Here is a 15,694-nt window from a genome sequence, read left to right on the forward strand (position 1 = left end):
AGGGCAAAGTCAAATGTGAAAAAAACTGTTCCAAAGTTAATCAGAAATTTATTTTCATATTGTATCCTTTCAGTATCAAGTGAAAGGAGCATCATATGAAAACATTATGGAAAGTCCTCAAAATTGTTTTTGTCAGCTTGGCTGCTTTGGTTTTGCTTGTATCCGTCTCGGTATTTATTTATCACCATTTCCAGCTAAATAAGGAGGCGGCACTCCTTAAAGAAAAAGGCACAGTAGTCGATGTTGATGGTAAAAAGATGAATGTGTATCAAGAGGGAAGCGGGAAGGATACGTTTGTGTTTATGTCTGGTTCGGGGATTGCTGCGCCTGCTTATGAAATGAAGGGGCTGTACAGCAAGTTTTCAAAAGAAAATAAGATTGCTGTTGTAGATCGGGCAGGTTATGGATACAGTGAAGTGTCTCACGATGACAGAGATATTGATACGGTATTGGAACAGACGAGGAAAGCGCTTATGAAAAGCGGAAATAAGCCTCCTTATATTTTAATGCCTCATTCGATATCCGGGATTGAAGCGATGTATTGGGCACAGAAATATCCTAAGGAAATCAAGGCCATTATTGCGATGGATATTGGATTGCCCCAGCAGTACGTCACGTATAAATTGAGCGGAGTTGACAGGTTGAAAGTGAGAGGGTTCCACCTGTTAACCTCGATTGGTTTTCATCGGTTTATGCCTTCCGCTGTATATAATCCTGAGGTGATACGGCAGTCGTTTTTAACTGATGAAGAAAAAGAAATCTATAAAGCCATTAACTTTAAGCAATTTTTTAATGCAGATATGGAGCATGAGCTTTTACAGTCTTACCAAAACGGCAGCAAATCTGTGAATCTGCCGGCGCCAAAGGAAACTCCCGTCTTGATTTTAGATGCGGTCTCTGACCAAAATAGACATTCAAAGTATGCTATACAAAACCGAAAAGACTATGAAGCGTTTGCGGCTCAATTCAATACTGCCGATATAAAGGAACTGAGGGGAACACACAGTATTTATTTATATCAGCCTGATCAAATATATAAACTGTCCATGGAGTTTATGAGAAAGGTTCGCTAGGATGAAGGGATATCATATTTTAATCGTGGAAGACGATGTGATGATTGGTGAATTGCTGCAAAAGATTTTGCAGCGTGAAGGATATCGTGTGATATGGAAAACAGATGGAGCGGATGTGCTTTCGGTGATTCAGAAGGTGGATTTGGTCATTATGGATGTGATGCTGCCGGGTGAAGACGGGTATCAAATGTCTGCAAAAATCAAAGAGCTGGGGCTGGGCATTCCGGTAATTTTTCTTTCGGCCCGTAATGATATGGACAGCAAGCTTCAAGGTTTGCAGATCGGCGAGGATTATATGGTAAAGCCCTTTGATCCGAGAGAGCTGCTATTAAGAATGCGGAATATGCTTGAGCATCATTATGGGACCTTTACGCAAATCAAACATTTGTATATTGATGCGGTAACGAAAAAAGTGTTCAATGAAAGCCTGCATGATGAGGTATTATTTACTGCGATTGAGCGGAAAATTTTCTTTTATTTATATGAAAATAGAGACAGTATCCTGACAAAGGAACATTTCTTTGAATATCTATGGCAGCTCGAAGATAGAAACCCGAATATTGTCAATGTGCATATTAAAAAAATTAGAGCTAAAATCAATGATCAAGCGGGTGAGATGATTGAAAATATATATGGAGAAGGGTATCGGCTGAATACCGTTGTCAAGAAATGAAGCTCAAGACAAAATATCAGTTGTTATTGTTTACGGCAGTCATTAGTGTTCCGATGCTATTGCTGGCGGTAAGTGTTTTGATGTCGGTGATTTATGACAGCATGTTTAAACCGATGAATCATGGTACGCCCTTTCACAGGTCGTTTGCGTACCCGGCAATGATTGTTGTATTTTTGATATCGCTCTTATTGTTAGCTTTTTTATTTTCAAAGTCGATTCATTCTCTGTTGCATAAAATCAATCTATTAAATCAAACCATTCGGCATTTGGCGAGTGATCAAAGGGTGCCCGATAAAATTGAAGTGAAGCGTGCTGATGAAATCGGGGAACTGATCAAGTCGGTCAATTTGTTAATTGAACGGACGACATATCGTGAACTGGAGCTGAGACAGCAAGAGGAAATCAAAAAGGAGCTTTTGCAAAAACTGCGGCATGACATTAATACACCTTTAACGGCTCTCAGGCTGCAGTTATTTTATTTGGAAGACCAATGTCATGGTCAGGCTGTATTCGAATCATTGTATCAGCAAATCGAATATATCTCGGAATTAACCAATGAATTCAATCTATATTCCGCTGAGACGCTGGAAAGCTCTTATATTGTAAATGAAGAAGTGCGTCTAAACGAGCTATTAGAAACAGCGGTGAAAAAGTGGGATTATTTATACAGTATGAGTGGGATTGAGCTGCACTATAAGGCGGCAGATCAAGATGTGATATGGATGAGCAACGCGTTATGGATGCAAAGGCTGTTTGATAATATTTTTCAAAATACGTTAAAGCATTCAAAAGCTGAAAAGATGGAAGTCACGATTGAACATGACAATGTTTTTATTCGTGATGACGGTATTGGATTTGATCGGAATGAGAGCAGTGAGGGACTTGGGTTAAAGATTATTGAGGATACATGCAGGCTGCTTGCGATTACTTATGAGCTGCATACAAATGATAGCGGAACGGGGTTCTTGTTTTCAAAAGAGTGACCCCGCTGATGTTTTTCTTTCTCCTATAAAATTTATATAATAGGGAGAAAGAAATGGGGTGAACAGCATATGTTTAAAAAAATCATCAAAACGATTAAGTACCTCTCAAGCAGTTCTAGTGACCGATATCGCAGACACCGGCATTACAGCAGCAGCCGGCGCAGACATTATCGCAGCTACAGCAGCTCGGGCAAAAGAAGACACTACGACCGTTATGGCGGCAGTCATCGTTACAAACGCCGGAGCTACAGCAGCAGTTAATCCAAAAAAGTTCTTGTTCCGCTTTTGGGACAAGGGTTTTTTTATGTGACCGATTGAATGGCCCGGTTTAGATCCTCGCGAATGGAAGCGGTGTGCTGATACTCCTCATCAATGCCCAATAATCTTTTCAGCAGCAGGGTTACTTCCTTTGTCAGTGTTAATTCCTCCAGCCAAGTGCCGTTTTTCTTCTTTTTTCCTTTATATTGAGAGTACAGCAGGAATAACAGCGTTTCTCCGAGATCGAAGAAGTCATCCTGTTTTCGTACCTTTATTTCCTCCATTTCTTCAGGAGTCAATTGTTTGGCAAGGCCGAAATCGATGAGGCAGAGCCTGCCGTCATTGATGATGATATTAGGCGTTCTGATGTCGCTGTGGAAGATAAGGCGATCATGCAGGTATTCTATAATCTCAAGCAGCTGCGAAATCAGTTGTAACGCCATAAGCTCTGTGAACGGCTGTTTTCGAAAAAATAATAATTCTTCTATATTCTCTCCCTCAATGAACTGCATGACATAATAAGCCTGTCCGTCTATGATGAACTCATCTATGAAGCCCGGAATTTGCGGGTGGTGAATGCTATTGAGCAGTTTTATTTCCTGCTGGAACCGGACTTTTTCTTTTTCCTTTTTCGCTTTTGTCGGCCGAAGCTGTTTTAAGACATAAGGTGTTTGAGTTAGGATATCGGTGCACAAATAAACCAAACCGTAGCCTCCCATACCGAGGCACTCTTCGATTTTGTATTGATGATTTAAGATAACGCCGTTCTTTAGAGGGCGGTCAAATAGCAGTTTTTTTAGAAGTTTTAATGCCATGTCTGCACTTCCCTTGGTTGTACTGACTATAGTTTACCTTCTAGACGGAGAATAAAAAAGAGCCGGATAACCGGCTCGGTATAAGTTAAAACTGCTTTGTCACGTCGTATTCATAATCTATTTTTGCTTTTACATTGCTCATCGTCGATCTGGCTGTCGCTAATGTATTATATTTAAAACTCCATACCTTTGCCACACTGAGTTGATCTGACAAAGAGATATCATAAGACCCTGAAGTCGAGCTGTTTACAAGAGCACGGCGCCATTCGTTGTTTTCGCTCGTCATGATCAGGTGCCGTGTATTTCCCTGGCTTGGTGTTTGAGTGGCGGTTGTCTGAACTCTGGTTACAATGGCATCACGCGGTATCCCAGATTGGTTTGTTAAATCAACCTTGATCACGCTGGAGTCAGAACCTGAGGGGCTAAGGGTTGTATTTCCTTTATTTTCAGCAACGCCGCTGAATTGGAACGTTCCGCTGCCTGATTTGATTCGGTCTTCAATTGAAAGTGTAAAATACATGTTTCCGGTATAGGTGCCTCGTGACACTTTCACATAAAAGGTATCTGTCGTGTTTTGGGCGTCTGCATTTGCATAAATAAAAGAAGAAAACGTATTAGGGTTAATGACTTCTGTCCCTTGAGAAACAGGTATTCTATTCTTATCATAAATTTCAATTTTCATCCCTGTATACGCGCTCTGGTATGTACTCCTCACGTATACTTTTTCTCCCTTATTAGCCGTAAAAGTGAAATAGGCTTCATCTTGACCAGCTTCCAGTATTGTTGTATCGATATTTTTATATTTCCAATAACCGATCGGCATTGCGGTATCAAATGAATTGTTTCCTGTGATAGCAGTGACTCCGGCAGCTGATGCCGAATACGTAAAGGTGAATAAGACAGACAGCATAACAGCGAATGGAATAAGCCATTTTTTCACCATGCAAACAACCTCCTTTTATTTCCATCATACATAATAACGATTTAGGTGTAAATAAATGTTTTTTGAGGTTAATATATACATTGTATTTGCCGATAAAAAAGAATAAGAGAGAATACTCGGGAGGGAATTCAATGCGTCTGAATCGGCAATTTATCCGCACTCAGCTGATGGCACAGAACATATTGAGCAAGAATGCGCCTGCCAAACGGGAGAATGCGACTGAAAATCCAGCGGCAGTTCTGGAAAAGGCATACAGCAGGCTTAAGTCACAATCTTCAACTAGGGGAATCAATCAGTTCAATTATTCTAAAATCAGCGTGTCGGGAAACAGCGGGACATTCAGCAAAGTGTATCAATCAGCGAATGATCGAACAGTGACAGACACAGGGGAAGAAACAGTGATTCAATCCCAAAACCCCTATGAATCTGAGAGTGATATCAGAATCAAAATACTAGATGAAAAATACAGCAGGATGAATGCGATTAATAAAACAAAGTCTGATCCATTAGGCTATATTAAGGATAAGTACCAAAATTCAAAGTCTCCTTATTTCAGAAGTGATCTGTCAGCTGCAGAAAGACAGGCCGCTTACGATAATGAAACAGAATGGTTATTCAAAGGGAAGGCGCAAAACTATAACCTTCAGGATGCTGTGTTTCGGAATGTCACATTTCATGGGGAAGTGGAAGCTGAGAATGAAAAGGTGTATCAGCGGGGACAGGTTAACCAGCAGCTGCAAGTGCTGTTGAATCGAAACCATATTTATATTCCAGAGGGGACAGAGCTGACGTTTACAATCACACCGATTGACTATCAGGTGCGGGTGAGCGGGACAGACGATCAGGATCTGATCAAGCAAATTGAGCAAGTGCTGCAATCTGGAGACAACAGCAAAGAACTATTTTTGCACATCATGAAAAGCCAAAGCAGTGATTCAACACAATTTTCCGAAGAGGCCTATCAAAAGTATCAGGCAGCTCGTGAGATGTACGAAGTCACAGGCTATCAATTGAAGGATTTAGAAGTGATTGATGGGCGGTATATCACGCCTGATGGACGTGACTTATTAGATGTATATAAGGAAGAGCTTGAAAAAGATCCAGTGCAGAAACAAACGGCTTCTTATGCTATATCTTACTATCGTTCAGAGCTCAGTAAAATCGCGGAAGCCGGGTATAATGCCATTCCAGATTTCATCCTATCAATTGATTACAGCAATGGATCTCTGAGAGATGTGGGACAAAGCAAGAGCTATGGGACCGGAGATACCGGGTGGCTTGAAGCATTAAAGCGTCAAACGGGTGTGAATTATTAAGTAAGCTGTTCATGTAGAACAGCTTATTTTTTATGAGAATCTAAGGGGTATATTAATTTAAATATTCAAACAATTTTATTATTTTTATATAAAAGATTTTAAAAGAAGTGAACGATTCAAAACTCTGAACAAAGGTGTTTACCTGAAAAAAACAATTGTATTTTCCAGAGAAATTTATTATGATGAAATAAGTAATTTAGGAGATTATATAACAATTTTAAGTTTGAATTTTCTGATTGTTATCACTGATTCATGTGAAGGCAAGCAGGTCTGCTGTTTTCTCATTTATGAGTATTTTGTTAGGAGGAGGAAGAGGAGTGGCAAATAAAGAATTAAAGAGGGGCCTGGGCGCGCGCCATATTCAGATGATCGCCTTGGGCGGTACAATCGGTGTTGGCTTGTTTATGGGTTCTGCCAGCACGATTTCATGGACTGGCCCATCTGTCCTTCTGGCTTATGCAATATGCGGAATTTTTATCTTTTTTATTATGCGTGCGATGGGTGAAATGCTGTATGTCGAGCCGAGCACAGGTTCTTTTGCGACGTTCGGCCATCAATATATTCATCCGATGGCAGGTTATATAACAGCATGGAGCAACTGGTTCCAGTGGATTATCGTCGGCATGTCAGAAATTATCGCTGTCGGTTCTTATATGAAGTATTGGTTCCCGGATTTGCCTGCTTGGATACCTGGTATCGTGGCAATGGTGATTCTTGGTGCGGCGAATTTAATTTCTGTTAAGTCGTTTGGGGAATTTGAGTTTTGGTTTGCGATGATTAAAATCGTGACGATTATCTTGATGATTATTGCGGGAATCGGAATTATTTTCTTCGGTTTTGGCAACGGCGGAGATGCGATCGGTTTGTCGAACCTGTGGTCTCACGGGGGCTTCTTTGCAGGAGGTTTCTCAGGTTTCTTCTTTGCACTGTCTCTTGTCATTGCGGCCTATCAAGGAGTTGAGCTGATCGGGATTACAGCGGGTGAAGCGAAGGACCCGCAAAACACGCTAAGAAATGCGATTCAAAGTATTATCTGGCGTATTTTGATTTTCTACATTGGTGCTATTTTTGTGATCGTGACGGTGTATCCTTGGGATGAGCTCAACTCACTCGGAAGTCCGTTTGTGTCTACGTTCTCGAAAATCGGAATTACGGCAGCGGCCGGCATTATTAACTTTGTCGTGATTACTGCTGCAATGTCCGGCTGTAACAGCGGTATTTTCAGCGCGGGCCGCATGCTGTATACACTGGGTGTCAATGGACAAGCACCGAAATTCTTTAAGAAGATTTCACGCAATGGTGTGCCGCTGTATGGCACAATTGCGGTGCTGATCGGTTTGGCTGTCGGCGTTGTGCTGAACTATATCGCTCCGCCGAAGATCTTTGTCTATGTATACAGCGCAAGCGTGCTCCCAGGGATGATTCCTTGGTTTATCATTTTGATCAGCCATATCGGATTCAGAAAAGCGAAGGGCGCTGCATTAGATAAACATCCATTCAAAATGCCGTTTGCTCCTTTTACAAACTATTTGACGATTGCTTTCTTGCTGATGGTTCTGGTTGGCATGTGGTTTAACGATGATACTCGTATCTCCCTGATTGTAGGCGTAATTTTCTTAGCGCTTGTGGTCATTAGTTATTATGTGTTTGGGATTGGCAAACGCACGCAGGCCAATTTGACAAAAAGCGAACAAGCAGCTGAATAACGATAAAAAAAGAGACATTCACGGATGTCTCTTTTTTTATTTTTCGCGTATGGATTTTCCCTATTTTAGCAAGCTATAGGGTAAAGATAGCAGAAGGAAAGGTGTTCATGAAATGGATGTTACACTCGGTTATTTGCGCGAATCACTTTCGAATCATCTAGAAAATGAAGTCTGCCAGCGTATTTGCAAGAAGATGCTGGCGAAGCGTTATGCAAATGAAGGGGAATTTGTAAAAGACTTAGATGATAATGAAATGTCTTTTTTGAACCATGTATTAGAAAAAGAAATTAAGTATGCCCAGAATGAACAGGATCAAAAACGGGCCAAGGAATTAAACGAGGTGTATGAATTACTGCTTTGAGAAAGGCGGGTAAGAAATGGGAGCAATTGAACGAAGCGGATATACATTTCAGCCGGAGTTTAGCGTTGTCCGTCAAAACGGAGCCATCCATGTGTACCATCAAGGAGAATTTGTGGAAGAAATCGAATTTGAATTTAACGGGGAATATCCCGATCATGATTTGATTGAAGAGCTTGTGAATCATTATTGTTTTGAGCATGAGATTTAGAGCCCTGCCGTGCAGGGCTCTTTTATTTAGGATGTGATCAGGCCATACTTTTTCAGGATATCCACGGTGATGTTTTTGGCTTTTGTGCCGGAATCATCGACATTGGTGACAAAGACATAAGAGCCATGCTCTGTTTTGATGAATCCGACAAACCATCCTAATCCCATATCTGTCAGGCGAGTTCCGGTTTTCCCGTAGAGCGTGTAATGATCGCCTTCCTCTTGAATCATCATGCGCTTGACGGTTTTCATTACCGGCTTGTCAAATGGAAGCTCCTCGTTAGCCAGTTTCTCCAAAAAAGTTTCTTGTTCCAGCGGAGATATTGTGAGCGAGCTTTGCAGCCAAAACTGGTCGATTCCCCCGCTGATATCCTCGTTGCCGTAAGATAGAGTATGAAGCCATGTTTTCATTCTTTCCTCGCCGATATCTCTCGCTAATGCCTGATAATACCAGATTGCGGATTCGCGCATGGCCGAGCCAAGCGTATGGTCGCGGTTCCATGATTCGAATTCACGCTTGACCCCGTCCCATCGTTTAACATCGTATTCATCTCTTACAGCTTTGACCTGCAAACCGATTAAAGCGTTCACGACTTTAAAGGTGGATTGCGGAGTTTGTCTTTGATTTGCCCGTTTTCTGTTATAGACAAATGTCTGATCCTTTTGTAAATCGTGAAGAATGAAGGTTCCATCCGTATCCTTGAATTCATCATCGACATTCATTCTGCTGACATTCAAGTGTTTTTCATGAGCAGATGATGCTGCGTGGACGGAAAAGCCGCCGATCCCTGCAATACTCAGCACAAGCACAACATATATCCATTTTTTCATTTTGTTCTCCCCTTCGTTTTGATTAAACCTTTTCTCTCTTTCGTTTGTTCTTCCTTTAAAAAATAATCAAAAAGCGCTTAAATTTGGTTTTGTAAACAAATACTGTTACTGGGTTTATAGTCGGAAGATAACGTGAAAATAGAGGGTAAAAAGGAAGGCAGGGTAAGCGGATGAATGAGCAGATTCCACATGACAAAAGTCTCGATAACAGTCTGACACTGCTAAAGGAAGGGTATTTATTTATTAAAAACAGAACAGAGAGCTACAATTCAGATCTGTTTCAGGCCCGTTTGTTGGGAAAAAACTTTATTTGCATGACTGGCGCTGAGGCGGCGAAGGTGTTTTATGATACGGATCGATTCCAGCGGCAGAACGCTTTGCCTAAGCGGGTGCAGAAAACGTTGTTTGGCGTCAATGCAATTCAGGCGATGGATGGCAGCGCGCATATCCATCGGAAGATGCTTTTTCTGTCATTGATGACACCGCCGCATCAAAAACGTTTGGCTGAGTTGATGACAGAGGAGTGGAAAGCAGCAGTCACAAGATGGGAGAAGGCAGATGAGGTTGTGTTATTTGAAGAAGCAAAAGAAATCCTGTGCCGGGTAGCGTGCTATTGGGCAGGTGTTCCGCTGAAGGAAACGGAAGTCAAAGAGAGAGCGGATGACTTCATTGACATGGTCGATGCGTTTGGTGCTGTGGGACCGCGGCATTGGAAGGGAAGAAGAGCAAGGCCGCGTGCGGAAGAGTGGATTGAAGTCATGATTGAAGATGCTCGTGCCGGCTTGCTGAAAACGACTCCCGGAACAGCGCTGCATGAAATGGCGTTTCACAAACAAGAAGATGGAAGCGAGCTGGATTCCCGCATGGCAGCCATTGAGCTGATTAATGTACTGCGGCCGATTGTTGCTATTTCTTACTTTCTTGTGTTTTCAGCTTTGGCGCTTCATGAGCATCCGAAGTATAAGGAATGGCTGCGGTCGGGAAGCAGCCGGGAAAGAGAAATGTTTGTACAGGAGGTCCGCAGATATTATCCGTTCGGCCCGTTTTTAGGGGCGCTAGTCAAAAAAGACTTCGTATGGAATAACTGTGAGTTTAAGAAGGGAACATCGGTATTGCTTGATGTGTATGGAACAAATCACGATCCTCGTCTATGGGATCATCCCGATGAATTCCGGCCGGAACGATTTGCGGAGCGGGAAGAAAATCCGTTTGATTTAATTCCTCAAGGCGGGGGACACGCCGAGAAAGGTCATCGCTGTCCAGGGGAAGGCATTACAATTGAAGTCATGAAAGCAAGCCTGGATTTTCTCGTCAATCAGATTGAATACGACGTTCCGGAACAATCACTGCATTACAGTCTCGCCAGAATGCCGTCATTGCCTGAAAGCGGCTTTGTAATGAGCGGAATCAGACGGAAAAGGTAAATCAAAAAAGCTCTCTTCCTTATCGAAGAGAGCTTTTTAATTACTTCTTTTTTTCATCGTAGTATTGGACGGGATACATGGAGCCTTCAGATACCATTTTGTTGTCCTCGATATCTTGCGGGTCCGGGTGGCCGGCTTTATCGACTGGGAACGTTTCCATGTCTGGCTGTTTTGTTATTTTCATCTTCATGCTGTGAATGAATTCTCTTGCCTTTTGGCGATTTGACGGGTCTTTTAATAGATAAGAAGTGATGCCGACAGTTGAAACAGCGAGACCTGAAAGTAACAGCTTTTGTTTCATGGTGATACTCCTTTCTATTTTAAGAATAGTGTTTCCTGTATCATTCCCGTTTTGGTTATAGCTAAACCTCTTGTGTTTTTATCATTGAAATTTACAGTAAATACTATTTAGAAAGAAACTAGTGACTTCATTCCTGTATTGGAAGGTAATATACATTGACTTATTATTATTTTCAGTCAAAATTCGATAAATATTGACAAAGTAAAGTAATCAGAATAATAATATAATTAGCAAGAAAATGTCATCCTACATGAAAGGTGTTAACGATATGAATCAATTGCATCGAAGAATGGGAACGTTTTCCCTCATGATGGTCGGGCTCGGGTCGATGATTGGCTCAGGCTGGCTGTTCGGGGCGTGGCGTGCGGCCCAAATAGCAGGACCAGCTGCTATTATTTCGTGGGTTATTGGAATGGTCGTCATTTTATTTATTGCTCTTTCTTATAGTGAATTAGGATCTATGTTCCCTGAAGCTGGGGGAATGGTAAAATATACGCAATATTCACACGGTTCGTTTATCGGTTTTATTGCAGGCTGGGCCAACTGGATTGCGATTGTGTCCGTCATTCCGGTTGAAGCGGTGGCCTCCGTTCAATATATGAGTTCTTGGCCTTGGGAATGGGCGAAATGGACAAGCGGTTTGGTGAAGAATGGAACGCTGACTGGGGAAGGACTAGCATTTGCCTCTGTATTGCTTCTCATTTATTTCCTGCTGAACTACTGGACAGTTAATCTATTTTCCAAAGCGAATTCATTAATTACGATTTTTAAAATTATTATTCCGGGTCTTACGATTGGAGCTTTGCTGTTTGTCGGATTCCATGGAGAAAACTTTACTAGCGGTCAAAGCATTGCGCCGAATGGCTGGGCAAGTGTGCTGACGGCGGTTGCCACTTCCGGTATCGTTTTTGCGTTTAACGGTTTCCAAAGCCCGATTAATATGGCGGGTGAAGCAAAAAATCCGGGGAAATCAATTCCGATTGCGGTTGTCGGCTCTCTTTTCGTTGCGACAGTGATTTATGTCCTGCTGCAGATCGCCTTCATCGGAGCGGTGAATCCTTCTGATATTGCTCACGGCTGGAGCCATCTGAATTTTAATTCTCCTTTTGCTGATCTGGCGATTGCGCTGAATATTAACTGGCTTGTTATTGTGTTATATGCAGATGCATTTGTATCACCGTCTGGAACTGGGATTACGTATACGGCGACAACGTCCCGAATGATTTACGGAATGGAAAAAAACAAATACATGCCGAGTATATTCGGGAAGCTTCATCCGATTTACGGCGTTCCGCGACAAGCAATGTTCTTTAACTTGATTGTTTCGTTCATCTTTTTGTTCCTGTTCAGAGGATGGGGCGTATTAGCGGAAATTATTTCTGTTGCTACGTTAATTTCTTATATCACCGGCCCGATCACAGTGATGACATTGAGACGGACGGGGAAAGACCTGTACAGGCCTCTTCGTTTAAAAGGCTTAAATGTGATTGCTCCGCTTGGATTTATCTTTGCGTCACTGGTGCTGTATTGGGCGCGCTGGCCGTTAACAGGACAGGTTCTGTTTATTATCCTGATCGGTCTTCCGATTTATTTCTATTATCAGGCGAAGGCGAAATGGAAAGGGTTTGGCCGGAACTTTAAAGCCGGCGTCTGGATGGTGTTTTATCTGCTGGCCATGATGGTTATTTCTTATTTGGGCAGTGATAAATTCGGCGGCCTGAATGTCATTCATTATGGCTGGGATATGGTTCTGATTGCGATGGTATCCCTTGTATTCTATGTGTGGGCGCTGAAGAGCGGCTACCAGACAGAATACTTAAAGGATGCGAAAGAGATAAATTCTCAGCTGCTTAATGGACAGTCAGAAGCTGCTGCCGGAAAAGAATAAAATATAGAAGAAAACCTTGCGATAGTTGTCGCAAGGTTTTTTGCTTTTAATAACCCTTTTTTACTTTGTGGAAAAGATCAGGATAGTTGGTGAACACTCCTGTTACGCCCCAATCAAGCAGGCGATGCATATCAGCTTCATTATTGACTGTGTAAGGATGAAGCAGGAGGCCGTGGCTGCGGATCATACGGACGTTTTCTTGATTTAAAGCTTTATAATCCGGGCCCGCACCGACAGCGTATGTTTTGATTTCTTCCAGGGCAGCATCTGTCATTGACGCCATTTGTTTGGCTTCCAGCAATTGAACGGTCGGCAGGTTTGGCTGTAATTGATGGACTTTTACCAGGCTTTCTTTGCTGAACGATTGAATGATCACCTGGCCTGGCTTAGAATGCTTTCCCAGTAATTTATGTTTCTGCAAAGAAGCGATCAGTTTTTCTTCCATACCTGGGTAGGTGTCAGGCGATTTTGTTTCAATGTAGTAGTTCGCGTGCTTTCCGAAACGGTCTAATACCTCTTCTAATGTAGGAACTTTAAGGCCGACGTACTGCGGCTTTGCTTTTTCCGGATAGGCTTCATTAAACCAAGAACCGGCGTCAAGCTTCTTAATGTCTGCGAGCGTATGGTCTTTCACCCAACCCATTCCGTTTGTGGTGCGGTCCAGTTTTTCGTCATGCATGACAATCAATTTTCCGTCTTTTGTCATTTGCAGATCCAATTCAATAAAATCAGCTTTCATTTTCTGAGCGGTTTCGTAAGACAGAATCGTGTGCTCAGGCACATATCCAGAAGCCCCTCTGTGCGCGACGGTCAGGATACGGTCAGGTGACAGCAGGTTTCCTTTTGACGCTGCCGACACTGGCGTTACCATAAATGAGAGTAAGCCCAGCGACAGAACAAACAAGGCCAGTATTCTATTTTTTCTCATGATTTCTCCTCCTTATAGATAAGCACTACCTGTCTTTCATAATAAAAAACGGATGTAAACGGCGTGTTGGAAAACTATTAATCTTTTATGTGTCTTTCTTAAACATGCTCTGCCCGTTTTCCTGTATTCCACGTCAAAGCCAAGAAGACGATGGCAAGAATGCAGGATGAGATCAGCATGATAAAGCCGCCGTTCCAGTTAAAACGGTCCACGACAAAGCCCATAATGGCGTTTGCGAAGGCGGATCCGCCGATGTATCCGAAAAATCCGGTCAAACCGGCTGCAGTTCCGGCTGCTTTTTTCGGTGCTAGGTCAATTGCTTGAAGGCCGATCAGCATAACAGGTCCGTAGATTAAGAAGCCAATGCTGATCAGGGCGATATTGTCCACGAGCGGATTGCCGGCCGGATTCAGCCAGTACACCAATACGGCAATGAAAACACCCGCCATAAACAAAACGCCTGCCGGTGCCCGGCGGCTTTTGAAGAATCGGTCACTGATCCAGCCGCACAAGATCGTTCCCGGTATGCCTGCGTATTCGTAAAGAAAATACGACCAGCGTGAGTCTTCAGGAGAAAAGCCTTTGGCTTCTGTTAAGTAAGTAGGCGCCCAGTCAACCACGCCGTATCGCACGAAATAAACAAATACATTGGCAAAAGCGATGTACCAAAGAAATTTGTTGTTCAGCACATATTGAAAAAGAATTTCTTTTGTTGTTAATTCTTTTTCCTGATTTTTAAAAGCGTGTTTTGGATAGTCATTCCGATACTCTTCAATTGGCGGGAGTCCGCAGGATTGAGGCGTATCACGAACCAATAAAACAATTAAAAATGAAATGATAATGGCGATGATGGCAGGGAAGAAAAACACGCTTTTCCAAGTGACGAACATCGCGATCCCAAGAGTGACAAGCGGAGCAAGAATACCGCCGCCTATGTTATGGGCGACATTCCAGATCGACATTTTTGTGCCGCGTTCACTTATGGAGAACCAATGGGCCATCGTCCTGCCGCATGGCGGCCAGCCCATTCCTTGAAACCATCCGTTGATAAACATAAAAATAAACATGATGGTGACGCTCGAAGTCACCCAAGGCATTGAAACGAATAGAATATTAACGATTGCTGATAAAAATAGGCCTGTCGCCAGAAAATATCTCGGATTACAGCGGTCAGACACCATTCCCATGATGAATTTGCTGAAGCCGTACGCAATGGACACAGCGGCCAGCACCAAACCCAGTTCTGTTTTCGAAAATCCCTGTTCCTGCAGATAAGGAATGGCAAAGGCAAAGTTTTTCCGCAGCAGGTAGTAGCCTGCGTAGCCAATGAAAATACCAATGAATACTTGCAGTCTGAGCCGTTTGTATGCCGCATCCATCTTTGAATCATCCAGTCTCTCAATATGAGGAGCCGGTTTAAATATATTAAGCATTAATAATTATCCCCCTTTGCTGTTTGTGCTGGATGTGTGGCGTGCCTCCTTTCCCGAAAAACAAAAAGAGCCAGAAAACACCCCTTGTCAAAAGGGGTTGGATTCCTGGCTCTCCTCATCTCCATCCAAGCTATTAACTTATCATGATAGCGCTTTCTTAAATTATCATAGTCCGGAGCGAATGTAAACGGGTAATTTTCAAATTGGGCCTTAGGGAAGTGAATATTATCCTTTTACTAAATGCAATTATATTTTTTTACTAGTAACATAAAAATCTGGAGGGAGGCTGTTTAAAGATGGATGAATTAGATATCGCATTCTTTATTTTACCGTTAGGAATTATGCTGCTATCGATTGTCGGGACCTGTATTTGTAAAAACCCGTATCTGATGCCAATGCTTAGTTTGGTGATTTCTCTTGTGCTCACCTTTACCATTTTTAATCAATCATTTTTGGGATGGGCTGTTGTCTATAGCTTGGTTTCTCTGGCTTTATCCTATATCACATTGATTGTGGTAAGGAAAAGGAAGGAATCAGGAAATTAAAAAGACCTC

The 15,694-nt window shown here is 42.5% G+C and carries 16 protein-coding genes and 1 pseudogene; 11 read left to right on the plus strand and 6 right to left on the minus strand.

Annotated elements, in window-relative coordinates:
* The first annotated feature begins 95 nt into the window (after positions 1-95).
* From NSU05_RS01215 to NSU05_RS01230, 4 genes and pseudogenes are all read left to right on the plus strand, one after another.
* A complete protein-coding gene (locus NSU05_RS01215) occupies positions 96-1,073 on the plus strand; it encodes an alpha/beta hydrolase (protein ID WP_038428293.1) in 978 nt (325 codons plus the stop codon).
* 1 nt (position 1,074) lies between these two features.
* Complete coding sequence (ybdJ, locus tag NSU05_RS01220; protein ID WP_015252948.1) at positions 1,075-1,746, plus strand: two-component system response regulator YbdJ; 672 nt, start codon at positions 1,075-1,077, stop codon at positions 1,744-1,746.
* A complete protein-coding gene (gene ybdK, locus NSU05_RS01225) occupies positions 1,743-2,729 on the plus strand; it encodes a two-component system sensor histidine kinase YbdK (RefSeq protein WP_326248761.1) in 987 nt (328 codons plus the stop codon). Before ybdJ ends, ybdK begins: the two co-directional genes overlap by 4 nt.
* A gap of 58 nt (positions 2,730-2,787) precedes the next feature.
* Positions 2,788-3,047: pseudogene (locus NSU05_RS01230) on the plus strand (hypothetical protein).
* Here the strand turns inward: NSU05_RS01230 and NSU05_RS01235 are convergent.
* Together NSU05_RS01235 and NSU05_RS01240 are read right to left on the minus strand one after the other, a co-directional pair.
* Complete coding sequence (locus NSU05_RS01235; RefSeq protein WP_042977360.1) at positions 3,032-3,802, minus strand: protein kinase; 771 nt, start codon at positions 3,800-3,802, stop codon at positions 3,032-3,034. The pseudogene NSU05_RS01230 and the gene NSU05_RS01235 sit on opposite strands and share 16 nt — an antisense overlap.
* Positions 3,803-3,887: 85 nt before the next feature.
* The gene (locus tag NSU05_RS01240) at positions 3,888-4,745 is read right to left on the minus strand and encodes a hypothetical protein (RefSeq protein WP_038428295.1); all 858 of its coding nucleotides are present in this window, start codon (positions 4,743-4,745) and stop codon (positions 3,888-3,890) included.
* Between the two features lie 131 nt (positions 4,746-4,876).
* Between NSU05_RS01240 and NSU05_RS01245 the strand changes: the two genes are divergently transcribed.
* The 4 genes from NSU05_RS01245 (at position 4,877) to NSU05_RS01260 (ending at position 8,336) form a co-directional block, all read left to right on the plus strand.
* Positions 4,877-6,061, plus strand: coding sequence for a DUF4885 domain-containing protein (locus NSU05_RS01245; protein ID WP_038428296.1), 1,185 nt, complete (start codon positions 4,877-4,879; stop codon positions 6,059-6,061).
* Positions 6,062-6,378: 317 nt separating this feature from the next.
* Positions 6,379-7,767: an amino acid permease gene (locus NSU05_RS01250; protein WP_015252942.1), complete on the plus strand. Its 1,389-nt coding sequence runs from the start codon at positions 6,379-6,381 to the stop codon at positions 7,765-7,767.
* A 112-nt stretch (positions 7,768-7,879) separates the two neighbouring features.
* Positions 7,880-8,128 carry a sigma-G-dependent sporulation-specific acid-soluble spore protein CsgA gene (gene csgA, locus NSU05_RS01255; protein WP_024571599.1) on the plus strand — a complete coding sequence of 83 codons (249 nt, stop codon included), beginning with the start codon at positions 7,880-7,882 and terminating at the stop codon, positions 8,126-8,128.
* Positions 8,129-8,144: 16 nt separating this feature from the next.
* Positions 8,145-8,336 (plus strand): DUF5370 family protein, encoded by a 192-nt coding sequence (locus tag NSU05_RS01260; RefSeq protein ID WP_003234886.1) that lies wholly within the window; start codon positions 8,145-8,147, stop codon positions 8,334-8,336.
* Between the two features lie 26 nt (positions 8,337-8,362).
* On the opposite strand, the gene blaOXA is transcribed toward NSU05_RS01260, so the two are convergent.
* The gene (gene blaOXA / locus NSU05_RS01265) at positions 8,363-9,166 is read right to left on the minus strand and encodes a class D beta-lactamase (RefSeq protein WP_003234885.1); all 804 of its coding nucleotides are present in this window, start codon (positions 9,164-9,166) and stop codon (positions 8,363-8,365) included.
* A 170-nt stretch (positions 9,167-9,336) separates the two neighbouring features.
* On the opposite strand from blaOXA, the gene cypC reads away from it, so the two are divergent.
* Entirely contained in the window at positions 9,337-10,590 is a 1,254-nt protein-coding gene (gene cypC / locus NSU05_RS01270) for a fatty-acid peroxygenase (RefSeq protein ID WP_003234884.1), read from the plus strand.
* A 40-nt stretch (positions 10,591-10,630) separates the two neighbouring features.
* Here the strand turns inward: cypC and NSU05_RS01275 are convergent, their stop codons facing one another.
* A complete protein-coding gene (locus NSU05_RS01275) occupies positions 10,631-10,891 on the minus strand; it encodes a hypothetical protein (RefSeq protein WP_003234883.1) in 261 nt (86 codons plus the stop codon).
* 268 nt (positions 10,892-11,159) lie between these two features.
* On the opposite strand from NSU05_RS01275, the gene NSU05_RS01280 reads away from it, so the two are divergent.
* On the plus strand, positions 11,160-12,779 hold the full coding sequence (locus NSU05_RS01280; protein ID WP_015715164.1) for an APC family permease: 1,620 nt from the start codon (positions 11,160-11,162) through the stop codon (positions 12,777-12,779).
* 46 nt (positions 12,780-12,825) lie between these two features.
* Here the strand turns inward: NSU05_RS01280 and NSU05_RS01285 are convergent, their stop codons facing one another.
* Both NSU05_RS01285 and glpT read right to left on the minus strand, forming a co-directional pair.
* Positions 12,826-13,707, minus strand: a complete 882-nt coding sequence (locus NSU05_RS01285) for a glycerophosphodiester phosphodiesterase (protein WP_003246382.1) — start codon at positions 13,705-13,707, stop codon at positions 12,826-12,828.
* Between the two features lie 98 nt (positions 13,708-13,805).
* Complete coding sequence (gene glpT / locus NSU05_RS01290; RefSeq protein ID WP_003246460.1) at positions 13,806-15,140, minus strand: glycerol-3-phosphate transporter; 1,335 nt, start codon at positions 15,138-15,140, stop codon at positions 13,806-13,808.
* A 296-nt stretch (positions 15,141-15,436) separates the two neighbouring features.
* Here glpT and NSU05_RS01295 point away from each other — a divergent pair, with 296 nt between their 5' ends.
* Positions 15,437-15,685, plus strand: coding sequence for a YbeF family protein (locus NSU05_RS01295; RefSeq protein ID WP_003234879.1), 249 nt, complete (start codon positions 15,437-15,439; stop codon positions 15,683-15,685).
* Positions 15,686-15,694 lie beyond the last annotated feature (9 nt).

Origin of the sequence: Bacillus sp. EU52 (assembly GCF_037964975.1) — a bacterium.
Taxonomy (GTDB): domain Bacteria; phylum Bacillota; class Bacilli; order Bacillales; family Bacillaceae; genus Bacillus; species Bacillus subtilis.